The organism is Streptomyces sp. NPDC014870 (genome assembly GCF_043081505.1).
Taxonomy (GTDB): Bacteria; Actinomycetota; Actinomycetes; order Streptomycetales; family Streptomycetaceae; genus Streptomyces.
Window position 1 is genome coordinate 77,620 of the sequence record NZ_JBIBWQ010000006.1, and the last position, 21,894, is coordinate 99,513.

Here is a 21,894-nt window from a genome sequence, read left to right on the forward strand (position 1 = left end):
TCGGTCGCCCCAGGCGCGTTGCGGTGGATGGCTGACTTCGGGTCAGAACGGGATGTACCCGGTCGGCCCTGTCCGGCCCGTCCGCGTGGTCCGCCAGGTGGTCCGCCGTCGGCGGATCAGGCCAGGCCGGGGAAGAAGATCTTCAGCTCCCGGGCGGCGGACTCCTCGGAGTCCGAGGCGTGGATCAGGTTCTCGCGGACGATGGTGCCGTAGTCGCCACGGATGGAGCCGGGGGCGGCGGCGATCGGGTCGGTCGGGCCGGCCAGGGTCCGCAGGCCCTCGATGACACGCTCGCCGTCGACGACCAGGGCGACGACCGGGCCGGACTGCATGAAGCCCATCAGCGGCTCGTAGAAGGGCTTGCCCTTGTGCTCTCCGTAGTGCTGCTCCAGCGTCTCCTGGCTCAGCTCGCGCAGTTCGAGCGCGGAGATGGTCCAGCCGGCCTTGCGCTCGATACGACCGATGATCTCGCCGATCAGGCCACGGCGGACGGCGTCGGGCTTGAGCAGGACGAGCGTGCGCTGGCTCACGGTGGGGCTCCTTAGTGCGGTGTGCGGGACTCAGAGGCTACAGGGCCTGTCCGGCCACCGATTACTCAGCGTCAGGCCCTCCCCAGCCCGCCCCCGGAAGGCCGCCGGCAGGCCCCCGCGCGGGGCCCGCGGCCCGCCTCCGGACAGCCCCTTGGGCCTGTCCGGAGGCGGAAGGCCGGGCCGGCGCTAGCCCGCCTCCGGGGCCGGCGTGCCGGCCTCCGCGGCCTCCGCCTGCGCGGCCCAGCGGGCCTTGGCCTCGTCGATCTTCGCGCCGTAGTGGCAGGAGGCCCACCACAGCGCCGCGAAGACCGCGCCGAGGAAGAACATCACCGGGACGACGAAACCGCTCGCGATCAGCGCGATCTGCAGCGCCCAGCCGAGCTGGACGCCGCCCGGGCGGGTGATCATCCCGCACAGCAGCACCGAGAGCAGCATCGCGACACCGCAGACCCACCAGACCGTGGCCATCGACAGACTGGCGTCCTTCATGGCGACGAGCCCGGCGAAGCCGATCACGAAGAACTCGCCGATCAGCGTCGAGGCACAGAGCGTACGCATCGGATTCAGCGCCTTCCGAGCAGCAGCCGGGCGTCCCCGACCGTGAAGATCGAACCGGTCACGAGGACACCCGCGCCGCTGTACTCGCCCTCTTCCTCCGCGAGGGTGATGGCCGCCTCGATCGCGTCGTCCAGACGCGGCTCGACGACCACCCGGTCCTCGCCGAAGACCTCCACGGCGACGGCCGCGAGCGCGTCGACGTCCGTGGCGCGCGGGTTGGAGTTCGCCGTCACGACGACCTCGGCGAAGATCGGCTCGAAGGCTTCGAGCAGGCCCTTGGCGTCCTTGTCGGCGCTGGTGGAGACCACGCCGATGAGCCGGGAGAAGCCGAAGGACTCGCTGATGCCCTCGGCGGTGGCCCGCGCGCCGTGCGGGTTGTGCGCCGCGTCCAGGATGACCGTCGGGGACTTCCGGACGACTTCCAGGCGGCCCGGGGAGGCGACCTGGGCGAAGGCGCGCCGGATGGTGTCGATGTCCAGGGTGCGGGCGTGCTCCGCGCCGATCCCGAAGAAGGCCTCGACCGCGGCGAGGGCGACCGACGCGTTGTGCGCCTGATGCGCGCCGTGCAGCGGCAGGAAGATCTCCTCGTACTCGCCGCCGAGTCCGCGCAGGGTGAGCAGCTGGCCGCCGACCGCGACCTCGCGGGAGACGATGCCGAACTCCATGCCCTCGCGGGCCACCGTCGCGTCCACCTCGACGGCCTTCTTCAGCATGACCTGGGCCGCGTCCACCGGCTGCTGGGCCAGGACGACGGTCGCGCCCTGCTTGATGATCCCGGACTTCTCGACCGCGATCTCGCCGGGCGTCCCACCGAGCCGGTCGGTGTGGTCCAGGTCGATCGGGGTGACGACGGCGACCTGCGCGTCGATCACGTTCGTCGCGTCCCAGGTGCCGCCCATGCCGACCTCGACGACCGCCACGTCGACGGGCGCGTCGGCGAAGGCCGCGTACGCCATGCCCGTGATGACCTCGAAGAAGGAGAGGCGGTACTCCTCGCGGGAGTCGACCAGCTCCACGTACGGCTTGATGTCCTGGTACGTCTCGATGAACCGCTCGGCGGAGATCGGGGCGCCGTCCAGGCTGATGCGCTCGGTGATCGTCTGCACGTGCGGCGAGGTGTACCGGCCGGTGCGCAGGTCGAACGCGGCGAGCAGCGCCTCGATCATCCGGGCCGTGGACGTCTTGCCGTTCGTCCCGGTGATGTGGATCGAGGGGTACGCGCGCTGGGGCTCGCCCAGGACGTCCATGAGCGCCGCGATACGGGTCACGGAGGGCTCGAGCTTGGTCTCGCCCCAGCGGGTCGACAGCTCGGTCTCGACCTCGCGGAGCGCCTTGTCCACCTCCGGGTCGGCGGGCCGGGCGGGCACGGGGTCGCCCTGCGGCGGACCGGCCTGGGCGCGCAGGGTGCGGCTGCCGGCCTCGATCACCGCCAGGTCGGGGTCTCGGTCGGTCTCGGCGGCGACGATGTCGTCGAACTGGTCGGACTCGCCGAACTCGTCGGACTCGTCGAACTGGTCGCGGGGCTCACTCACGGGCCCAGTCTACGGAGCGGCACCGACAGGACATTGGACCCACCCCTTTCGGGACTTTCGGCCCACCGTCCGGCGAACGGGCCGGGCAAACTTGGCGATCATGGACATAGGCATCGACCTCGGCACCGCGAACACCCTTCTCTACGCCCGTGGCCAGGGCATCGTGCTCAACGAACCGTCGGTGGTGGCGGTCCAGGAGGGCTCGCGTTCGGCGCTCGCGGTCGGCACGGAGGCGAAGGAGACGATCGGCCGGACGCCCGGTTCGATCACGGCGATCCGGCCACTGCGGGACGGGGTGATCAGCGACTACGAGGCCGCGGAGGAGATGATCCGGCACTTCGTCCGCAAGGCCGTGAAGGGGCGCAGGCCGCGGACCCGGATGGTGGTCTGCGTGCCGAGCGGGGTGACGCCGGTGGAGCGGCGGGCGATCGTGCACGCCTCGCGCTCGGCGGGCGCCCGCGCGGTCCATCTCATCGAGGAACCGATGGCGGCCGCGATCGGGGCGGGGCTGCCGGTCGCCTCCCCGCGCGGCTCGATGATCGTGGACATCGGCGGCGGTACGACGGAGGTGGCGGTGATCTCGCTCGGCGGCATCGTCACGGCGCAGTCGCTGCGGGTGGGCGGCGACCGTCTTGACGCGGCGATCACCGACTTCGTCCGCAAGGAGCACTCGCTGCTGATCGGGGAACGCACGGCGGAGGACGTGAAGGTGGCGATCGGCTCGGCGTGGCCGGTGCCGGGCGAGGAGGAGCGGGAGCGGGCGACGTTCACGGTACGGGGCCGGGAGAAGGTCAGCGGGCTCCCGAAGACGCTCGAACTGACGGTCGCGGAGGTGCGGGCAGCCCTGGACGAGCCGGTGGAGGCGATCATCGCGGCGGTGCGGGCGACCCTTGAGGAGTGCCCGCCGGAGCTCTCGGGCGACGTGATGGAGCACGGCATCGTCCTCACGGGCGGCGGCGCGCTGCTGCCGGGCCTGGACCTGCGGATGGCCTCGGCGACGGGCATCCCGGTCTTCGTCGCGGACGACCCGCTGGACTGCGTGGCCCTCGGCTCGGGCCGCTGCGTGGAGGAGTTCGACAGCCTGCAGCGGGTGCTGGGGCGGGCGGAGAGCGGACGCTGACGTCAGGGACTACGTCCGGTCGAAGCCCGTCGGCAGGAGCGCCGTCACCGTGTACGTACCGCCGGCCGGGCCCGCCGACAGGCTGCCGCCCATGCTCGTGACCCGCTCCTCCATGGAGAACAGGCCGGTGCCCGTGGAGACCGGGGCGCGGTCCGGCGGGTTCTCGGGGAGCGGGTTGCGGACCTCGACGCGCAGGTCGCGGCCCACCACCTCGATCGTGACCGTCACCGGCAGCCCCGGCGCGTGCTTGGCGGCGTTCGTCAGGCACTCCTGGACGACGCGGTGCACGGCGGCCTGACGCAGCGGCGAGAGCGCCTTCGCCTCCTCGGCGACCACGAGGTCGACCGGCCCGCCCATCCGCTCGCTCTCCGCCGCGAGCGCGTCGAGCCCTTCGAGGCCGGGCGTCGCCGCGCCCCCGTCGGCACGCCGCACGATGGTCTCGTTCAGCATGTGGTGGGCCCGCCGCGCGGTGTCCGCGAGCTCCTCGAAGTCCGACTGGTACGTCGCGCCCCTGGCCCGTACGGCGAGTACCTCGGCCCGTACGGCCAGCACGGTCAGCTCGCGCCCGACCAGGTCGTGGACGTCCCGCCCGACCGAGATCCGCTCCTCCTGGACGGCCTGCCGGGCCGCCGCCTCCGCCCGCTGTGACTCCAGGGCGCGCACCAGGTCCTGGCGGTTCGCGCCGATGCCGACACCTGCCGCGAGGACGCCGATGGGCACGACGAGACTGAGGAAGTCGCTGAGGGTCTCGCCGTGCCGGGCCGGCCAGCCGGGCATCAGGAACAGGGAGTAGGCCACGGCCACGTAGAGCACGGTCGCGACGACGGCGACCGCGCGGCCCCGGAACCGGCCGAGGGAGTACAGCGCGAACTGGATCATCGTCAGCTCGTGCAGCCAGCCCATGAGGGCGAGCGCCACCAGGTACGGCACCCAGGGCAGCCGGCGCCGCAGGACGAGCGTCGCGGCCCCGGCCGCCAGGACCAGGGAGGCGGTGGCACCGGTCAGGGAGTTGTCGGCGCGGGCCAGGCCCGGCACGTCGAGGGACATCAGCGCGAAGGCGCTCACCGCCGTCACGACGTCGAGCGCGCGCGGCGAACCCGCCCACCGGTCCACGCGGCGCCGCAGCGCGGGGAAGGCGGGCAGTCGGGACATGCCCTCCATCATCCAGGGTCCTTCGACCCTCCGTACCGGACTTAAGTCACTTCAGGTGTGAGATCGGGCACTCCAGTCAATCTGCTGTTTGATCAATGAATACGCATGAATCACCCCAGAAACGGAGGAGGGCCCGGAACCGTTCGGTTCCGGGCCCTCCTCCTTGTGTCGCTCTAGGCCTGCGGCAGCCGCTCCAGCTGCGCCTGGATGCGGGCGATGTCCTCGTCCGCCTTGGCGAGCCGGGTACGGATCTTGTCCACGACGTTGTCCGGCGCCTTGGCGAGGAACGCCTCGTTGCCGAGCTTCCCGTTGGCCTGCGCCTTCTCCTTCTCGGCGGCGGCCAGGTCCTTCGCGAGGCGCTTCCGCTCGGCCGCCACGTCGATCGTCCCGGACAGGTCGAGCGCGACGGTGGCGCCGGCGACGGGGAGGGAGGCGGTGGCGGAGAAGCCCTCGCCCTCCGGCTGGAGGCGCAGCAGCTGACGGATGGCCGCCTCGTGCGAAGCGAGCGCGGTACCGGTCAGGTCCAGGCGGGCCGGGACCTTCTGGCCGGGCTGCAGCCCCTGGTCGGAACGGAACCGGCGGACCTCGGTGACGACCTGCTGGACCAGCTCGATCTCCTTCTCGGCGGCCTCGTCGCGGAAGCCCGAGTCGGTCGGCCAGTCGGCGATGACGACCGACTCCTTGCCGGTGAGCGTGGTCCAGAGCGTCTCCGTGACGAACGGGACGATCGGGTGAAGCAGCCGCAGCATCACGTCCAGGACCTCGCCGAGGACCCGGCCGGAGACCTTCGCCTGCTCGCCGCCGGCGAAGAACGTGGTCTTCGACAGCTCGACGTACCAGTCGAAGACCTCGTCCCACGCGAAGTGGTAGAGCGCGTCGGCGAGCTTCGCGAACTGGTAGTCGTCGTAGAAGGCGTCGACCTCGGCGACGGTCTTGTTGAGCCGCGAGAGGATCCAGCGGTCCGTCGCGGACATCTCCGACGCGTCGGGCAGCGGGCCCTCGACCGTGGCGCCGTTCATCAGCGCGAAGCGGGTGGCGTTCCAGATCTTGTTGGCGAAGTTCCGGGAGGCCTTGACCCAGTCCTCGCCGATCGGGACGTCGACGCCCGGGTTGGCGCCGTTGGCCAGGGTGAAGCGGACGGCGTCGGAACCGTACTCGTTCATCCAGTCCAGCGGGTTGACCGCGTTGCCGAAGGACTTCGACATCTTCTTGCCGAACTGGTCGCGGACCATGCCGTGCAGGGCGATGGTGTGGAACGGCGGGGTGCCGTCCATCGCGTACAGGCCGAACATCATCATCCGGGCGACCCAGAAGAAGAGGATGTCGTAGCCGGTGACCAGGACGGAGTTCGGGTAGAACTTCGCGAGGCTCTCGGTCTGTTCGGGCCAGCCGAGCGTGGAGAACGGCCACAGGCCGGAGGAGAACCAGGTGTCCAGGACGTCGGTGTCCTGGTGCCAGCCCTCGCCCGTCGGCGGCTCCTCGTCGGGGCCGACGCAGACGATCTCACCGTTCGGGCCGTACCAGACGGGGATGCGGTGACCCCACCAGAGCTGGCGCGAGATGCACCAGTCGTGGAGGTTGTCGACCCAGTCGAAGTACCGCTTCTCCATCTCCTGCGGGTGGATCTTGACCTTGCCGTCGCGGACGGCGTCACCCGCGGCCTTGGCGAGCGGGCCGACCTTGACCCACCACTGCATCGACAGGCGAGGCTCGATGGTCGTCTTGCAACGCGAGCAGTGGCCGACGGAGTGGACGTACGGGCGCTTCTCGGCGACGATCCGGCCCTCGGCGCGCAGGGCGGCGACGATGGCCGAGCGGGCCTCGAGGCGGTCCAGGCCCTGGAAGGGGCCGTGGGCGGTGATGACGGCGCGCTCGTCCATGACGGCGAGGTTCGGCAGGCCGTGGCGCTGGCCGATCTCGAAGTCGTTCGGGTCGTGGGCGGGGGTCACCTTGACGGCGCCGGTGCCGAACTCGGGGTCGACGTGCTCGTCGGCGACGACCGGGATCCGGCGGCCGGTCAGCGGCAGCTCGATCTCGGTGCCGACCAGGTGCTTGTACCGCTCGTCGTCCGGGTGGACGGCGACGGCCGTGTCGCCGAGCATCGTCTCGGCACGCGTCGTCGCGACGACGATGGAGGCGTCACCGTCGCCGTAGCGGATGGAGACCAGCTCGCCGTCGTCGTCCTGGTACTCGACCTCGATGTCGGAGATGGCCGTCAGACAGCGCGGGCACCAGTTGATGATGCGCTCGGCGCGGTAGATCAGCTCGTCGTCGTAGAGCCGCTTGAAGATGGTCTGGACAGCCTGGGACAGGCCCTCGTCCATGGTGAAGCGTTCACGGGACCAGTCGACACCGTCGCCGAGACGGCGCATCTGGCCGCTGATCTGGCCGCCGGACTCGGCCTTCCACTGCCAGACGCGCTCGACGAACGCCTCGCGCCCCAGGTCGTGGCGGGACTTGCCCTCCTTGGCGAGCTCGCGCTCGACGACGTTCTGGGTGGCGATGCCGGCGTGGTCCATGCCGGGCTGCCACAGCGTCTCGTAACCCTGCATGCGCTTGCGGCGGGTGAGGGCGTCGATCAGCGTGTGCTCGAAGGCGTGGCCCAGGTGGAGCGAGCCGGTGACGTTCGGCGGCGGGATGACGATGGTGTACGGGGGCTTCTCGCTCTTCGCGTCGGCCTCGAAGTAACCGCGCTCTACCCAGCGCTCGTACAGCGGCCCTTCTACCTCGGCCGGCGCGTACTGGGTCGGCAGTTCGGTGGTGGGCGCTGTCTGCTGCTGAGTGTTCTCGGTCACGGGGTCAGTTTAGGGGTGTCTCGGGGGTGTCCCGAAACGCGTTTGTTCCGTAACGGTGTGCCCCCCGCCGCCCATGTGGGGCACGGCTTCCGACAGGATGTTCGCCAGGCATAAACATCTTGTGAGGGGAACCTGTCGATGAGCTACAACCAGCCGGGACCGTACGGCGGTCAGCCGCAGCAGCCTGGGCCGTACGGCCAGCCTGGCCCCTACGGTCAGCAGCCCGGCCCGTACGGCCAGCAGCCGCAGGCACCGCAGCCCGGCTACGGCTACCCCCAGCAGGCCCCGCAGGGCGTCCCGCCGCAGCAGCCTCCGTACGGCTACCCGCAACAGCAGCCCCAGTACGGCCAGCAGCCCCCGTACGGCGCCCCCCAGGGCCCGGGCGGCTACATGCCGCCCCCGCCGCCGGTGAAGAAGTCGAAGACGGGGCTGGTCGTCGGCGCGTCGATCGTGGCCCTCGCGCTGATCGGCGGCGGCGTCTGGTTCTTCACCTCGGGCGGTGGCGGCTCGTCGGTCGCGAACGACGGCCCGCACAAGCTGATCACTCCGGAGACCGTGCTCACCGAGTACAAGAAGGACTCCTCGGACAAGGGCGGCGCAGGCAAGGACTCCATGGCGGCGGCCGAGAAGGACGGCGTCAAGAACGCCAAGCAGGTCAGTGCCTCGTACAAGGTCGAGGACAAGGCGAACCCGCTCGGGGGCAAGCTGATTTCGTTCAGCGGCCTCTACGGCGAGATCGAGGACCCGGAGAAGGTCGTCGACAATGTCTTCGCCTCGATGAAGGCGGAGGCCGACAAGGACAAGGGCAAGGCTGGCGAGCCCCGGCTCGAAGGTAGCCCGCAGGCGTACGAGCCCGCAGAGCTCGGCGATGCCGTCCTCAAGTGCCAGCAGGCCAAGGCCGAGGCCAACGCCTCAGAAGGAACTCCGGCCATGGGCATGACGTTCTGCGTCTGGGCCGACCACAGCACCGTGGGCTTCGTGGTCCCGCTCGACATGGCCTCCATGCTCTCGGGCAAGGCAGGCTCCGCCGAAGAGGCGGCATCCATCACGGCCAAGTTCCGTAAGGAAGTCCGCGTCAAGCTCTGACGACGCACCGCGCACGAAGAGGGGCGCCCCCATCGGGGGCGCCCCTCTTCAAGTGCTGGACGTTCAGGCCGACTTCTCGTGCCTGCCGTCGTTCTTCACGATCCTCGGCACCAGCGTCGGGTTCACGTTGTTGTGGACCACGTCGGCGGTGATGACCACGCGGGCCACGTCCTTGCGGGACGGGACCTCGTACATCACCGACATCAGGACCTCTTCCATGATGGCGCGCAGGCCGCGCGCGCCCGTGCCGCGCAGGATCGCCTGGTCGGCGATGGCCTCCAGGGCCGGGCGGTCGAAGTCCAGCTCCACGCCGTCGAGTTCGAAGAGGCGCTGGTACTGCTTCACCAGCGCGTTGCGCGGCTCGACCAGGATCTTCAGGAGGGCTTCGCGGTCCAGGTTGTGGACCGAGGTGATGACCGGGAGGCGGCCGATGAACTCCGGGATCATCCCGAACTTCACCAGGTCCTCCGGCATGACCTCCTGGAACTGGTCGCTCGCCTCGATCTCCCGCTTCGAGCGGATCGTCGCGCCGAAGCCGATGCCCTTCGCGCCCGCACGCGACTCGATGATCTTCTCCAGGCCGGCGAAGGCGCCGCCCACGATGAAGAGCACGTTCGTCGTGTCGATCTGGATGAACTCCTGGTGCGGGTGCTTGCGGCCGCCCTGGGGCGGGACCGAGGCCGTCGTGCCCTCCAGGATCTTCAGGAGGGCCTGCTGGACGCCCTCGCCCGAGACGTCACGCGTGATCGACGGGTTTTCGCTCTTGCGGGCGACCTTGTCGATCTCGTCGATGTAGATGATCCCGGTCTCGGCCTTCTTGACGTCGTAGTCCGCCGCCTGGATCAGCTTCAGCAGGATGTTCTCGACGTCCTCGCCGACATAGCCGGCCTCCGTCAGCGCCGTCGCGTCGGCGATGGCGAACGGGACGTTCAGCATGCGCGCCAGCGTCTGGGCCAGGAGCGTCTTGCCCGAGCCCGTCGGGCCGAGCAGCAGGATGTTGGACTTCGCCAGCTCGATGGCGTCGTCACGGCCCGCGCCGCCGCCGTTCTCGCCGGCCTGGACGCGCTTGTAGTGGTTGTACACCGCGACCGAGAGGGCCTTCTTGGCCGGCTCCTGGCCGACCACGTAGCCCTCGAGGAACTCGTAGATCTCGCGAGGCTTGGGAAGCTCTTCCCAGCGCACCTCGCTCGTCTCGGCGAGTTCTTCCTCGATGATCTCGTTGCAGAGGTCGATGCACTCATCGCAGATGTACACACCGGGTCCCGCGATGAGCTTCTTCACCTGCTTCTGGCTCTTTCCGCAGAACGAGCACTTGAGCAGATCGCCGCCATCACCGATGCGTGCCACGAGGTGCTTCCCCTTCGCCTGGGAGCGCTTGGTTCAGCGACTCCTGGTGCCTCATATTCGACGGTACCTTGCCGGGCCCCCCGTTCGGGCCCCCCTTGGCACGGTTCACATGGTCGGGATTCGGCCACACGAGCCGTGCCAGGGGAAGGTCGAGCGTCAGGCTGCCGCGGCGGCCGTGCTCTTGCGGGTCGAGACGATCTGGTCGACCAGGCCGTACGCGAGGGCGTCCTCGGCGGTCAGGATCTTGTCGCGCTCGATGTCGTCGCGGATCTTCTCGATGGGCGTGGAGGAGTGCTTGGCCAGCATCTCCTCCAGCTGGGTGCGCATGCGCAGGATCTCGTTGGCCGCGATCTCCAGGTCGGAGAGCTGCTCACGGCCGGTGCCGCCGGACGGCTGGTGGATCAGGACGCGCGCGTTCGGCAGGGCCATGCGCTTGCCCGGGGTGCCGGCGGCGAGCAGGACCGCGGCGGCGGAGGCCGCCTGGCCCATGCAGACCGTCTGGATGTCCGGCTTCACGAACTGCATCGTGTCGTAGATGGCCGTGAGGGCGGTGAAGGAGCCGCCCGGGCTGTTGATGTAGATCGAGATGTCGCGGTCCGGGTCCATCGACTCCAGGCACAGCAGCTGCGCCATGACGTCGTTGGCGGAGGCGTCGTCGATCTGCACGCCGAGGAAGATCACGCGCTCCTCGAAGAGCTTCGCGTACGGGTCGTACTCACGGATGCCCTGCGAGGTGCGCTCGACGAAGCGCGGGACCACGTAGCGGTTGTCCATCGGCGCGCCCGTGTAGAGGCCGCTCGCGGAGAGGTTGTTCTGCATCTGGTTGTTCACCGTCCTGGTGGCGTTCGGTGGTGGCTGGGGCTCTTCAGCGGACTGCCGGGCTCAGGCGCCCGTGCCGCCGCCGCCGGGAACGCCCGCGGCGTGCGTGATGATGTCGTCGATGAGGCCGTAGGCCTTGGCCTCGTCCGCCGTGAACCAGCGGTCGCGGTCACCGTCGCGGATGATCGTCTCGACGGTCTGCCCGGAGTGGAGCGCGGTGATCTCGGCCATGCGCTTCTTGGTGCGCAGCAGGTACTCGGCCTGGATCTTGATGTCCGAGGCCGTACCGCCGATGCCGGCGGAACCCTGGTGCATCAGGACGTCGGTGTTCGGCAGCGCGAAGCGCTTGCCGGCGGCGCCGCCGGTGAGCAGGAACTGGCCCATGGAGGCCGCCATGCCCATACCGATGGTGACGACGTCGTTCGGGATGTACTGCATGGTGTCGTAGATGGCCATGCCGGCCGTCACCGAGCCACCGGGGCTGTTGATGTAGAGGTAGATGTCCTTCTCCGGGTCAGCGGCCAGGAGAAGCATCTGCGCGGTGATCTTGTTGGCGATCTCGTCGTCGACCTGCTGGCCGAGGAAGATGATCCGCTCGCCGAGCAGTCGGTTGTAGACATGGTCGCCGAGGCCACCACCGATGGACGGCTCACCCGCGGCGTAAGGCATCAGATTCGTCACGTATCCACCTGCTCGTCTCCGACGGCTCCGGCCGTCTCAGCGTCTCGTTCAGAGGGCAGTGCCCTCGTATTCATGGACCCTAACGCGCAGGTAGGACAACGCCATCCCGGTTCCCGAACTGTTCGCTGGGAGCGCAAGGTTACGCGGGGTCCCACAGGCCCCGAGGACGGCCACGGGCCCGGCGCACAGCAGTGCGTCCGGGCCCGTGGACCAGCGGTTCGGCGCGAGGCCAAGGGCCGCTTACTTCTCCTCGGCGACCTCGGCCTCACCGGTGACGGCCTCGACCGTCTCGGCGGCGGTCTCGGTGTCCTCGTCCTCGTCCTCGAGGTCGACGGTCTCACCGTTGGTGTCGACGACCTTGGCGGCCTCGACGACGACCGCGAGGGCCTTGCCGCGGGCGACCTCGCCGACGAGCATCGGCACCTGGCCACCCTCGACGACGGCCTGGGCGAACTGGTCGGGGGACATGCCGGAGGAGGCCGCGCGGCGCATGAGGTGCTCGGTGAGCTCCTCCTGGCTGACGTTCAGCTTCTCCTTGTTGACGAGCTCATCGAGGATGAACTGCGTCTTGATGCCCTTCTCGGCCTGCTCCTTGGTCTCCGCCAGGAACTCTTCCTCGGTCTTGCCCTGGATCTCCAGGTACTTCTCGAGGGTCAGGCCCATCTGGCCGAGCTGGTGGTGCTCCAGGTTGTGCTTGCGGGTGTTGATCTCGTCCTCGAGCAGCTTCTCGGGCATCGGGACGTCCGCCAGCTTCAGCAGCTCGTCGAGGACGCGCTCCTGGGCCTGGGTGGCCTGGTCGAACTGCTTCATGTTCTCGAGGCGCTTGCGGCTGTCGGCCTTGAGCTCGTCGAGGGTGTCGAACTCCGACGCGAGCTGCGCGAAGTCGTCGTCCAGCTCGGGGAGCTCACGGGCGGCGACGGCGGTGACCTTGACGGTGACCTCGGCGTCCTTGCCCTCGGCGGAGCCGCCCTTCAGCTGCGAGGTGAAGGTGGCCTCGCCGCCGGCCTCCAGGCCGGTGACGGCCTCGTCGATGCCGTCGAGGAGCTCGCCGGAACCGATGGTGTACGAGACGCCCTGGGCGACACCGTCCGGGAGGACCTCGCCGTCGACCTTGGCCTCGAGGTCGATGGTGACGACGTCACCGTCGGCGGCGGCGCGCTCGACCGGGTTGGTGGAGGCGAAGCGCTCGCGCAGCTGCTGCACGGACTTCTCGATGTCCTCGTCGGTGACCTCGACCGCGTCGACGGTGACCTCGATGCCGGAGTAGTCCGGGATCTCGATCGTCGGGCGGATGTCGACCTCTGCGGTGAAGGCCAGCAGCTCGCCGTCCTTCAGCTCGGTGATGTCGACCTCGGGCTGACCCAGCGGGTTGACCTCGGCCTCGTTGACGGCCTCGGTGTAGAACTTCGGGAGGGCGTCGTTGACGGCCTCCTCCAGCACCGCACCACGGCCGAACCGCTGGTCGATGACACGAGCCGGGATCTTGCCCTTGCGGAAGCCCTTGACCGTGACCTGCTGGTTGATCTTCTTGTACGCCGCGTCGAGGCTGTCCTTGAGCTCCTCGAAGGGCACCTCGACAGTGAGCCGAACCCGGGTCGGGTTCAGGGTCTCCACGGCGCTCTTCACGGTTCGGTCTCCTTGGTGGCTGATTCTTGGATTCTGCCGATGCCGCTTGGTGGCGGTTCCGGCCGATCGGCCCGGTCAGAGAGACACACGGGCACGCAGCTTGCATAGTAACCGCAAGCGGGATGAGGCCCACAACGCGATCATGCGATGCGTGATCTCGGTGGTCGGGGTGGCGGGATTTGAACCCACGGCCTTCCGCTCCCAAAGCGGACGCGCTACCAAGCTGCGCCACACCCCGTCGGTGCGACACGTAGGGTACATGCACGGAGACAGTGCGACGCCCCCTCTTTATGGGGCGTGCGGGGACCGCCCGGAACCCGCTACGATGCTGTCCGTGCCGCGGCCCTCGTGACCTGCGGCGCGTCCTTTGCGGGCGTAGCTCAATGGTAGAGCCCTAGTCTTCCAAACTAGCTACGCGGGTTCGATTCCCGTCGCCCGCTCTTCCGGCCTCGGGGCCGGGCCGGAGATCACTCCTCCGGCCCGGCCCCGAGGCGTTTTCCGTGGTGCGGTCGCAGGATGGGAACTGTCCTCTTTGTTCCTTGTTCCTGTCGGTGCCCGTCGGCGTGGACGCCCCATCGGAGGCAGTCGTGAAGGATCTGAAGTTCGAGCAGAAGCACCCGATGTCACGTCTCGACGCGGCGGACCTGCTGACGGCGTTCGCGGAGGCGCTGAGGAAGGGCGACAAGGCGGAGGTGGAGCTCATCGGCGGAACGCTGGAGCTGAGGGTCCCCGACGAGCTCCTCGCCGAGGTGGAGTTCGAGATCGGCGACGGCGAGGTCGAGCTGGAGATCGAGTTCAAGTGGCCCACCGGGGGTGCGCGGAAGGCCCCCTCCGTGGCCGCTGCCACGGCGGGCGCCGAGGGCACGGCGGGTGCGAAGAAGGCCGCCCCGGGCGCGCGGACGCGGAAGGCGCCCGCCAAGCGCGCGCGGAGCGGCGCGGGCGCCGGCGGGGGCACGAGGACGAAGCGGGCGGCGGCGAAGAAGGCCTGAGCGGCGACGGACGGCGAGGGCCCGGGCGCGGCCCGGGACGGGCTCGCCCGGGTCAGAACTTGATGGCGCCGACCGTCTGCGTTATCGAGTCGAGGAAGCGCTGGATGTCGTCGGCCATGCCCGTGGAGGCGAGGAAGAAGCCGAAGAGGACCGCCACGACGGCCGGGCCGCCCTTCAGGCTCCCGCCGCGGATCAGCACCACCAGAACGATCGCCAGCAGCAGCACCACGGATAGCGAAATGGCCATACTGATCACACCCTCGGTCGGTCCCACCTAGCCGCCCGGGAGCGCACGTCACAGAACACCCCCGCTGCATCCATCGTGCCACCAACTTCTTGCCCACCGACGCCGGGTGACGAATCGTCGGCGTATGAATCGAGCCAGGGCGAACGGTTTTCGTCTTGATCGATTCGAGGCGTCGGCGGCCGGGACTCAGTCGGCGGTGAGCCCGAGCAGCGCCCGTACGGTGGCGTACTTGCCGGTCAGCCGGGTGCGGGTCGGTTCGTCGAGAACGGCGAGGCGGGCCGGGTCGGCGTTGTGCGCGAGGTCGGCCTCCTTGACGAGCAGAGCGCCGGGGACAGCGAGAATCCGCTGGGTGTACGCCTCCAGTTCCTCGCCCGGCCGCTTGGTGAGAGCCAGCACCATGTCCTTGACCGAGCACGGGAGTTCGGCCGAATCCAGCCACTCGGCGGAGAGGGCGTCGTCCTCGACGGCGTCGTGCAGCCAGGCCGCCGCGATCTGTTCCTCGCTGCCGCCGCGCGCCCGTACCCCCTCGGCCACCGCCCGAAGATGCTCGGCGTACGGGCGGCCGGCCTTGTCGGTCTGGCCCGCGTGGGCGGCGACGGCGAGGGACTCGACCTGGGCGAGCGTGAGGTACGGCATGCGCCGACTGTACGGCGGCGCCGGGCGCTACGTCGCCGGGCCGCGGAGGGCGGCGCGGGCGGGCAGGGCCGTGGACAGCAGGCCGAGGACCACGACGGCGCCCGCGAAGGAGCCGTAGAGGAGCGGCGGGACGGTGGGGGCCTCGCCGGTCAGGCCGTTGGTCATGGGGACCAGGGTGGCCAGCGCGATCCCGGTGCCGAGGGCCAGGCCCGCCAGGGTGACGAGGAGGGCCTCCCAGCGGATCATGCGCAGGACCTGGCGGCGCGTGGTGCCGATCAGCCGGAGGGTGCCGAGTTCGCGGCGGCGGTCGAGGACGGTCATCACCAGGGTGTTGGCCGCGGCGACGGCGGCGAAGCCGCCGAGGACGGCTGCCATCGTGTAGTTGGCCCAGGCGTTCAGCGCGCGCTCGGTGCTCTGCGCGGTGGTCCAGCCTGCCGGGTCGGTGACCGTGCCGAGGCCGGTCAGGGCCGTCGCCGTACCGCCGCGGACGAGGAGTTCGGTGGCGTACGGGGCGGTGACGTGGCCGGTCAGGGCCGCGCCGGGCAGGGTGACCTCCGCCGTGCCGAGACCGCGGGTGTAGGTGGCGACCAGGCGCGGGGTGGTCTTCGTGCCGTCGGGGAGCAGGAGCTCGACGGGGTCGCCGGTCTTCACGTCGTACGCGTCCGCGAGCCGGGCGTCCAGGGCGATCGTGCCGGGGGCGAGCGCCGCCAGGGAGCCCGTACGGATCCCGAGGTCGAGGACCGGGGACGGGTCGCCGGAGACGGCCTGGGCGGAGGCGGTGCGGAAGCCCTGGCTGTCGGAGGGGAGCAGGACGGAGGTCCGCTGGACCGCGACGGCGGCGGTGACGCCGGGGGTGTCGGCGGCGCGGCGCGGCGCGTCGGTGGGCAGGCCGCCGGGCGCGGTGACCACGTGGTCGGCGACGACGGCGGCGCGCTGCTGGTCGGCGGTGGCGCGGTCGGTGCTGGTGTGCAGGAAGACAAGCGTGGAGGCGAAGGACATCGCGAGCACGATCGGGGTGAGCGCGGAGGCGAGCCTGCGTGCGTTGCTGCGGGAGTTGGCGGCGGCCAGGTAGCCGGCGGCGCCCGAGCCGCGCAGCGGCAGCCCCAAGAGGCTCGCGCAGAGCCGGGCCAGGAGCGGCCCGAGCAGGGCCACGGCCAGCATGAAGAGCATGACGACGCCCAGGGCCGTGTTGGCGGCGTCCTCACCGGACAGCGAGGCGGCGACGCCCGCGAGGGCGACTCCCCCGACGGCGGCGGCGAGCCCGAGCGGGGTACGGACCTTGCCGAGGGCGCGGCGTTCGAGGGCGGCCTCGGCGAGCGCCTCGCCCGGCTTGGTGCGGGAGGGGCGGCGGGCGGCCATGCGGCCGGCGAGCAGCGCGGTGGCGACGACGGCGACGAGCGCGGCGGCGAACGGGATGGGGCCGAGGTTCAGGGCGAGGGCCTCGGGGACGGCGCCCTTCTCCTTGAGCTGCCCGAGCCACCAGGCGGCGAGGGCGGCGCCGGGCAGGCAGCCGAGGAGGCCGGCGACGGGCGCGACGAGGAGGGCCTCGGTGGCGATGGAGCGCCGGAGCTGGCGCGGGGTCGCGCCGATGGCGCGGAGCAGGGCGAACTCGCGGGCGCGCTGGGCGACGGAGAGGGCGACGGTCCCGGCGGCGGTGAAGATCGCGACGAGGGTCGCGATGCCGCCGAAGGAGCCGCCGAGCGCGGTGAGCAGTTCCTTGGCGGCGGGCAGCGCGGCCCCTTCGGCGCGGGCGCGGTCGTCGCCGGTGTGCACCTGGGCGCGGTCGCCGAGGGCGTGGGCCACGGCGGCGGCCAGCGCGTCGGTGCCGGTGCCGGACTCGGGCAGGACGGCGATGGCGTCGACGGTGCGGGGGTGGCCGGAGAGGGCGAGGGCCTGCGCGTCGGAGAGTTGGACGCCGGGGCTCGCGGTGAGGCCGGAGACGGTGAACGCGCGCTCGCCGGCCGGGGTGGCGAGGGTGATCCGCTCGCCCACGCGGGCGGTGCCGGTGGCGACGACGGCCTCGTCGGGGCCCGGGGCCCGGCCGGAGGCGAGGGTCACGCCGGTGAAGGCGGTGGAGGACCAGCCCTGGGCGGTGCGGGGCGTGCCGTCCTGGCGTACGGGATAGCTCACGTCACCGATCGCGCGGGCGGCGCCCGGGGCGTCGGCGGCCTTCGCGACGAGGGAGGCGTCGAGCCGGGCCCGGTCGGGGACGGCGGCCGACTCGGTCTCCTTCTCGCCGCTGAAGGTCACCGTCCGGTGGACCTCCTGGTCGGCGGCGGCGACGACCGGCGCGCCCGCGTACCGCTCGGGCGGCACGGTGGCGGTCACGCCGGTCTGGAGGAGCAGTCCGCAGCCGGAGACGATGGCGGCGGCGAGGAACAGGGCGACGAAGGTGCCCACGAAGGACGAGGGCTTGAAGCGCACGGCGGCGCGGGCGAGCCCGTTGGGGCGGAGGAGACTCATCAGGCGGCCACCCCGACGTGCGCGGCGGGCGCGGTGAGCGTGCGCATGCGGTCGGCGATCCGCGCCGGGCTGGTGCGGGGCAGGGTGTCGGCGATGGCCCCGTCGGCGAGGAAAAGAACGCGGTCGGCGTGGGCGGCGGCGACGGGGTCGTGGGTGACCATGACGACGGTCGCGCCGAGGCGGTCGACGGCGCTGCGGAGCAGGGCGAGGACCTCGGCGGCGGTGGTGGTGTCCAGGGCGCCGGTCGGTTCGTCGGCGAAGACGACGTCGGGCCGGGTGACCAGGGCGCGGGCGAGGGCGACCCGCTGCTGCTGGCCGCCGGAGAGCTCGGAGGGGCGGCGGGCGCCCTTGTCGCCGAGGCCTACCTGGCCGAGGACCTCGGCCGCGCGGCTCCGGTCGGGCCGCTGCCCGGCGAGCCGCATCGGCAGCAGCACGTTCTGCTCGACGGTCAGCGAGGGCAGCAGGTTGAACGCCTGGAAGACGAAGCCGAGGCGGCTGCGGCGCAGTTCGGTGAGCCTGTTCTCGCTCATTCCGGTGATCTCCGTGCCGCCGAGCCGGACCGATCCGGCGGTGGGGCGGTCGAGGCCCGCCGCGCACTGCAGGAAGGTGGACTTGCCGGAGCCGGAGGGGCCCATCACGGCCGTGAAGCTGCCGTGCGGCAGGGCCAGGTCGATCCCGCGGAGCGCGTGGACGGCGCCCGCTCCCCTGCCGTACTGGCGGCGCACGCCGGTCAGCTCGACGGCGAGGCCGGTGCCGGCGACGCCGGTGTGCGCGGGCGGTGCGGGGTGCTCGGTGCGCTGGGTGCGGCGCAGGGCAGCCATGGGGGTTCCTCCGTGGGTCCGTGACGATGTCTCGAACGTACGGATCGGGGCGGTACGGGAACCATGGCGGCTGCCGGTCGATCTTGGGTGGGGATTCCCCCACCCCCGGCCTTCGGGTCCTCAGCCCTTGCGGCTGATGAGCAGCAGCGCGCGGTCGTCGTTGACGTCCTTGGCGCAGGCCTCGATCAGGTGCCAGGCGGCGCCCTCGAAGCCGGTGGCGACATAGCGGTCGGCCTCGCCGGTGAGCCGGTCGATGCCCTCGGCGATGTCCCGGTCGGCGGACTCGACGAGTCCGTCGGTGAAGAGCATCAGGACGTCACCGGGGCGCAGGGAGCCCTTGACCGGGTGGAACTCGGCGCCGTCGTAGACGCCGAGGAGCGGGCCCTCGCCGGCCTTCTCCTCCCAGCGTCCGGTGCCCGCGTGGAGCTGGAGCGCGGGCAGGTGGCCGGCGGAGAGCAGCTCGTAGTCCCCGGACTCCAGGTCGAGGACCAGGTGGATGGAGGTGGCGAAGCCCTCGTCCCAGTCCTGGCGGAGCAGGTAGCCGTTGGCGGCCGGCAGGAAGGCGTGCGGGGGCAGGGAGCCGAGCAGTCCGCCGAACGCCCCGGAGAGCAGCAGCGCGCGGGATCCCGCGTCCATGCCCTTGCCGGAGACGTCCGTGAGGAGGACCTCCAGGGTGCGGCCGCCGTGGGTGCGGGCGGCGACGACGAAGTCGCCGGAGAAGGACTGGCCGCCGGCCGGGCGGAGCGCCATCTCGCGGTGCCAGCCCTTGGGGAGCCGGGGCAGGGCGCTCTGGGCCCTGATCCGTTCGCGCAGGTCGAAGAGCATGGTGCCGCCGCGCCGCCAGGGCACGCCGACGCGGGCCCGGAACTGGGCGATGAGCAGCCCGAAGAAGCCGCAGGCGGCGACCACGAGGACCGTGCCGGGGGTGACCCGGGCGGGGCCCTGCGTGTAGGGGCCGAGCACGAGCGACTCGACGATCAGGGCGCCGGCGGCGGCCGCGTACAGGGCGAGCAGGCTCGCGGGGCGCAGCAGCAGGCCGCCGGCGACGATCGGCAGGACGAGCGTGGCGGGCGCGCACCACACCGGGTCGGCCAGGGTTCCGGCGGTGATGGCCGGGATGGTCAGCAGCAGCGCGCCGAAGGCCAGCCAGTCGGAGCCCTCGCCGCGGAAGTAGTCGACGCCGGATCTGCGCAGCGCGACGCGGGCCCGGTGTGCGCTCCTGCGCATCCGGGCCGGGTACGAATCGACACCGGCGCGAGTTCTCATTGGCCTGGACCCTATCCACCCGCGCGGACCTCGTGCAGGGGGACCCCTGAGACATTGCGAGCGAAAACGGGTCGCCTCGGGCTGCCGCGCGCTGGTATCGATGGCATATGACGACTGAACTGCGCGTACTCGAGCCGGCCGAGTGGGACGAGTGGTACGGGATGCTGGAGCTCGCCTTCGGCGGAGTGGCGGAGTCGCCGGAGGAACGTGCGCTGTACCGGGAGCTGACCGAGTGCGAGCGCTCGTACGGGTTCTGGGACGGCGAGAGCTGTGTGGGGACCTCGGGGGCGTTCTCGTTCCGGCTGTCGGTGCCCGGCGGGGCGCTCGTGCCGGCCGCGGGCGTCACGATGGTGGGGGTGGCGCCGACGCACCGCCGCCGCGGGATCCTGACCGCGATGATGCGGCGCCAGCTCGACGACGTGCGGGCGGGCGGCGAGCCGCTGGCCGTCCTGACGGCCTCGGAGCCGGAGATCTACGGCCGGTTCGGCTACGGCGTCACCGCGTACGCGACGCGGGCGGAGATCGACACCAACCGGGTGCGGCTGACCGTGCCCGAGGGCACGGACGAGGTGACGCTGCGACTGGCGGATCCGGCGAAGGCGCTGGGGGCGTGCGAGGCGGTGTACGCGCGGAAGGTGCCGACCCGGCCCGGGATGCTCGCCCGGCAGCCCGGCTGGGAGAAGCAGGCGCTGTGCGACCCGGCGAGCGAGCGGGGCGGCGCGTCGCCGCAGATGTGTGTGCTCGCCGAGCGGGCCGGGGAGGTCGTCGGTTTCGCGCGGTACGCGGTCAAGCCCGACTGGTCGCCCGCGGGCGCCGAGGGTGTGGTGCTTGTGCGGGACCTGGAGGCGCTCGATCCGGCGGCGGAGGCGGCGCTGTGGCGGTTCCTCTGCTCGGTCGACCTGACGTCGACGGTACGGATCCACAGCCGGCCGGTGGACGACGCGTGGCAGCACCTGGTCTCGGACGTGCGGCGCTGCTCGCCGACGCAGCGGGACGGGCTGCACCTGCGCCTGGTGGAGGTGGGCGCGGCGCTCGAGGCGCGGACGTACCAGGCGCCGGTGGACGTGGTGTTCGAGGTCGCGGACGCGTTCTGCCCGTGGAACGAGGGGCGTTGGCGGCTGACCGGGGACGCGAAGGGAGCGGTCTGCGCCCGTACGGACGATCCGGCCGATCTCGCCCTGTCCGTACGGGAGTTGGGCGCCGCCTATCTCGGGGGCGTGAGTCTGACGTCGCTGGCCGCGGCGGGTCGGGTGCGGGAGCTGCGGGCGGGCGCGCTGGTCGAGGCGTCGGTGGCGTTCGGCTCGCCCGTGGCGCCGTGGCTGCCGCACGGGTTCTGACCGAGCCTCGGGCCGTGGGGCCCCGGGCCGGTCAGCGCTGCTGACAGCCCGGGCACCAGAAGAGGTTGCGGGCGGCGAGGTCGGCGGTGCGGATCTCGCCGCCACAGATGTGGCAGGCCTGCAGGGCCCGGCGGTAGACGTAGACCTCGCCGCCGTGGTCGTCGACGCGCGGCGGGCGGCCCATCGCCTCGGGGGTGTGCTCGGGGCGGACGGTGTCGATGCGGTTGTGGCGGACGCCCTCGCGCATCAGGGCGATCAGGTCCGTCCAGATCGCGTCCCACTCGGCCCGCGTGAGGTCCTTGCCCGCGCGGTACGGGTCGACGCCGTGGCGGAAGAGGACCTCGGCCCGGTACACGTTGCCGACGCCCGCGACGACCTTCTGGTCCATCAGGAGGGCCGCGATCGTCGTACGGGACGTGGAGATCCGGCGCCAGGCCCGGTCGGGATCGTCGCCGTCGCGCAGCGGGTCGGGGCCGAGGCGCTCGTGTATCGCCCGCTTCTCGGGGTCGGTGATCAGGGCGCACGTGGTGGGGCCGCGCAGGTCGACGTACGCCTCGGGGTTGGCGAGCCGGAGCCGCACGGTGTCCGTGGGCGCCGGGGCGGGGGCGTCGCCGAAGTTCACCTTGCCGAAGAGGCCGAGGTGGATGTGGACCCAGCCGGCGTCCTGGAAGCCGAGGAAGAGGTGCTTGCCGTGGGCGTCGACGCCGTCGAGCACCCGGCCGTCGAGGAGCGCCGCGCTGTCGGTGAACCTGCCCTGGGGGCTGCTCACGCGTACGGACCATCCGCCGAAGCGCGTCAGGTGGTCCTGGGCGAGGCGGTGGATCGTATGCCCCTCGGGCACAGCTGCTCTCCTGGCGGAACGGAACGGAACCCGGCGGAACGGAAGCCG

The 21,894-nt window shown here is 71.4% G+C and carries 19 protein-coding genes and 2 tRNA genes; 5 read left to right on the forward strand and 16 right to left on the reverse strand.

The window, feature by feature from the left end:
- Positions 1-116: 116 nt before the first annotated feature.
- The 3 genes from ndk to ACF09C_RS18355 form a co-directional block, all read right to left on the reverse strand.
- Positions 117-530: a nucleoside-diphosphate kinase gene (ndk, locus tag ACF09C_RS18345; protein WP_362411154.1), complete on the reverse strand. Its 414-nt coding sequence runs from the start codon at positions 528-530 to the stop codon at positions 117-119.
- Positions 531-716: 186 nt separating this feature from the next.
- Positions 717-1,088: a DUF4233 domain-containing protein gene (locus ACF09C_RS18350; RefSeq protein WP_392092468.1), complete on the reverse strand. Its 372-nt coding sequence runs from the start codon at positions 1,086-1,088 to the stop codon at positions 717-719.
- A gap of 5 nt (positions 1,089-1,093) precedes the next feature.
- Positions 1,094-2,620: a bifunctional folylpolyglutamate synthase/dihydrofolate synthase gene (locus tag ACF09C_RS18355; RefSeq protein ID WP_392092469.1), complete on the reverse strand. Its 1,527-nt coding sequence runs from the start codon at positions 2,618-2,620 to the stop codon at positions 1,094-1,096.
- Positions 2,621-2,720: 100 nt separating this feature from the next.
- On the opposite strand from ACF09C_RS18355, the gene ACF09C_RS18360 reads away from it, so the two are divergent.
- On the forward strand, positions 2,721-3,740 hold the full coding sequence (locus ACF09C_RS18360; RefSeq protein WP_392092470.1) for a rod shape-determining protein: 1,020 nt from the start codon (positions 2,721-2,723) through the stop codon (positions 3,738-3,740).
- A 9-nt stretch (positions 3,741-3,749) separates the two neighbouring features.
- Here the strand turns inward: ACF09C_RS18360 and ACF09C_RS18365 are convergent, their stop codons facing one another.
- Positions 3,750-4,892 carry a sensor histidine kinase gene (locus tag ACF09C_RS18365; protein ID WP_392092471.1) on the reverse strand — a complete coding sequence of 381 codons (1,143 nt, stop codon included), beginning with the start codon at positions 4,890-4,892 and terminating at the stop codon, positions 3,750-3,752.
- A 173-nt stretch (positions 4,893-5,065) separates the two neighbouring features.
- Positions 5,066-7,687, reverse strand: coding sequence for a valine--tRNA ligase (locus ACF09C_RS18370; RefSeq protein WP_392092472.1), 2,622 nt, complete (start codon positions 7,685-7,687; stop codon positions 5,066-5,068).
- A gap of 138 nt (positions 7,688-7,825) precedes the next feature.
- Between ACF09C_RS18370 and ACF09C_RS18375 the strand changes: the two genes are divergently transcribed.
- Positions 7,826-8,773, forward strand: coding sequence for a hypothetical protein (locus ACF09C_RS18375; protein ID WP_392092473.1), 948 nt, complete (start codon positions 7,826-7,828; stop codon positions 8,771-8,773).
- Between the two features lie 63 nt (positions 8,774-8,836).
- On the opposite strand, the gene clpX is transcribed toward ACF09C_RS18375, so the two are convergent.
- The 5 genes from clpX to ACF09C_RS18400 all read right to left on the reverse strand — a co-directional run bounded on the left by clpX (position 8,837) and on the right by ACF09C_RS18400 (position 13,484).
- Positions 8,837-10,120, reverse strand: a complete 1,284-nt coding sequence (gene clpX / locus ACF09C_RS18380) for an ATP-dependent Clp protease ATP-binding subunit ClpX (RefSeq protein ID WP_137989313.1) — start codon at positions 10,118-10,120, stop codon at positions 8,837-8,839.
- A gap of 156 nt (positions 10,121-10,276) precedes the next feature.
- Positions 10,277-10,939, reverse strand: coding sequence for an ATP-dependent Clp protease proteolytic subunit (locus tag ACF09C_RS18385; protein WP_362006950.1), 663 nt, complete (start codon positions 10,937-10,939; stop codon positions 10,277-10,279).
- 63 nt (positions 10,940-11,002) lie between these two features.
- Positions 11,003-11,608: an ATP-dependent Clp protease proteolytic subunit gene (locus ACF09C_RS18390; protein WP_392092981.1), complete on the reverse strand. Its 606-nt coding sequence runs from the start codon at positions 11,606-11,608 to the stop codon at positions 11,003-11,005.
- A gap of 252 nt (positions 11,609-11,860) precedes the next feature.
- Positions 11,861-13,246, reverse strand: coding sequence for a trigger factor (gene tig / locus ACF09C_RS18395; protein WP_392092474.1), 1,386 nt, complete (start codon positions 13,244-13,246; stop codon positions 11,861-11,863).
- A 161-nt stretch (positions 13,247-13,407) separates the two neighbouring features.
- A tRNA-Pro gene (locus ACF09C_RS18400) sits at positions 13,408-13,484 on the reverse strand.
- A gap of 131 nt (positions 13,485-13,615) precedes the next feature.
- Between ACF09C_RS18400 and ACF09C_RS18405 the strand changes: the two genes are divergently transcribed.
- Both ACF09C_RS18405 and ACF09C_RS18410 read left to right on the forward strand, forming a co-directional pair.
- Positions 13,616-13,686: transfer RNA gene (locus ACF09C_RS18405), tRNA-Gly, on the forward strand.
- Positions 13,687-13,833: 147 nt separating this feature from the next.
- The gene (locus ACF09C_RS18410) at positions 13,834-14,235 is read left to right on the forward strand and encodes an amphi-Trp domain-containing protein (protein ID WP_392092475.1); all 402 of its coding nucleotides are present in this window, start codon (positions 13,834-13,836) and stop codon (positions 14,233-14,235) included.
- A gap of 52 nt (positions 14,236-14,287) precedes the next feature.
- On the opposite strand, the gene ACF09C_RS18415 is transcribed toward ACF09C_RS18410, so the two are convergent.
- From ACF09C_RS18415 to ACF09C_RS18435, 5 genes are all read right to left on the reverse strand, one after another.
- Positions 14,288-14,482: a hypothetical protein gene (locus tag ACF09C_RS18415; RefSeq protein WP_352187837.1), complete on the reverse strand. Its 195-nt coding sequence runs from the start codon at positions 14,480-14,482 to the stop codon at positions 14,288-14,290.
- Positions 14,483-14,668: 186 nt separating this feature from the next.
- On the reverse strand, positions 14,669-15,118 hold the full coding sequence (locus tag ACF09C_RS18420) for an HD domain-containing protein (protein ID WP_392092476.1): 450 nt from the start codon (positions 15,116-15,118) through the stop codon (positions 14,669-14,671).
- A gap of 27 nt (positions 15,119-15,145) precedes the next feature.
- On the reverse strand, positions 15,146-17,581 hold the full coding sequence (locus tag ACF09C_RS18425; RefSeq protein ID WP_392092477.1) for an FtsX-like permease family protein: 2,436 nt from the start codon (positions 17,579-17,581) through the stop codon (positions 15,146-15,148).
- A complete protein-coding gene (locus ACF09C_RS18430; RefSeq protein ID WP_392092478.1) occupies positions 17,581-18,402 on the reverse strand; it encodes an ABC transporter ATP-binding protein in 822 nt (273 codons plus the stop codon). Before ACF09C_RS18430 ends, ACF09C_RS18425 begins: the two co-directional genes overlap by 1 nt.
- Positions 18,403-18,522: 120 nt before the next feature.
- Complete coding sequence (locus ACF09C_RS18435) at positions 18,523-19,668, reverse strand: PP2C family protein-serine/threonine phosphatase (protein ID WP_392092479.1); 1,146 nt, start codon at positions 19,666-19,668, stop codon at positions 18,523-18,525.
- A 107-nt stretch (positions 19,669-19,775) separates the two neighbouring features.
- Here ACF09C_RS18435 and ACF09C_RS18440 point away from each other — a divergent pair, with 107 nt between their 5' ends.
- Positions 19,776-21,005, forward strand: coding sequence for a GNAT family N-acetyltransferase (locus tag ACF09C_RS18440; protein ID WP_392092480.1), 1,230 nt, complete (start codon positions 19,776-19,778; stop codon positions 21,003-21,005).
- A gap of 31 nt (positions 21,006-21,036) precedes the next feature.
- On the opposite strand, the gene ACF09C_RS18445 is transcribed toward ACF09C_RS18440, so the two are convergent.
- Positions 21,037-21,846 carry an Fpg/Nei family DNA glycosylase gene (locus ACF09C_RS18445; protein WP_392092481.1) on the reverse strand — a complete coding sequence of 270 codons (810 nt, stop codon included), beginning with the start codon at positions 21,844-21,846 and terminating at the stop codon, positions 21,037-21,039.
- Positions 21,847-21,894 lie beyond the last annotated feature (48 nt).

Coding starts and splice junctions, on each gene's coding strand:
- ACF09C_RS18350 (WP_392092468.1), bottom strand. CDS start 1,088: ATGCGTACGCTCTGTGCCTCGACGCTGATCGGCGAGTTCTTCGTGATC.
- ACF09C_RS18360 (WP_392092470.1), top strand. CDS start 2,721: ATGGACATAGGCATCGACCTCGGCACCGCGAACACCCTTCTCTACGCC.
- ACF09C_RS18365 (WP_392092471.1), bottom strand. CDS start 4,892: ATGTCCCGACTGCCCGCCTTCCCCGCGCTGCGGCGCCGCGTGGACCGG.
- ACF09C_RS18375 (WP_392092473.1), top strand. CDS start 7,826: ATGAGCTACAACCAGCCGGGACCGTACGGCGGTCAGCCGCAGCAGCCT.
- ACF09C_RS18385 (WP_362006950.1), bottom strand. CDS start 10,939: ATGCAGAACAACCTCTCCGCGAGCGGCCTCTACACGGGCGCGCCGATG.
- ACF09C_RS18390 (WP_392092981.1), bottom strand. CDS start 11,608: ATGCCTTACGCCGCGGGTGAGCCGTCCATCGGTGGTGGCCTCGGCGAC.
- ACF09C_RS18415 (WP_352187837.1), bottom strand. CDS start 14,482: ATGGCCATTTCGCTATCCGTGGTGCTGCTGCTGGCGATCGTTCTGGTG.
- ACF09C_RS18420 (WP_392092476.1), bottom strand. CDS start 15,118: ATGCCGTACCTCACGCTCGCCCAGGTCGAGTCCCTCGCCGTCGCCGCC.
- ACF09C_RS18425 (WP_392092477.1), bottom strand. CDS start 17,581: ATGAGTCTCCTCCGCCCCAACGGGCTCGCCCGCGCCGCCGTGCGCTTC.
- ACF09C_RS18430 (WP_392092478.1), bottom strand. CDS start 18,402: ATGGCTGCCCTGCGCCGCACCCAGCGCACCGAGCACCCCGCACCGCCC.
- ACF09C_RS18435 (WP_392092479.1), bottom strand. CDS start 19,668: ATGAGAACTCGCGCCGGTGTCGATTCGTACCCGGCCCGGATGCGCAGG.
- ACF09C_RS18440 (WP_392092480.1), top strand. CDS start 19,776: ATGACGACTGAACTGCGCGTACTCGAGCCGGCCGAGTGGGACGAGTGG.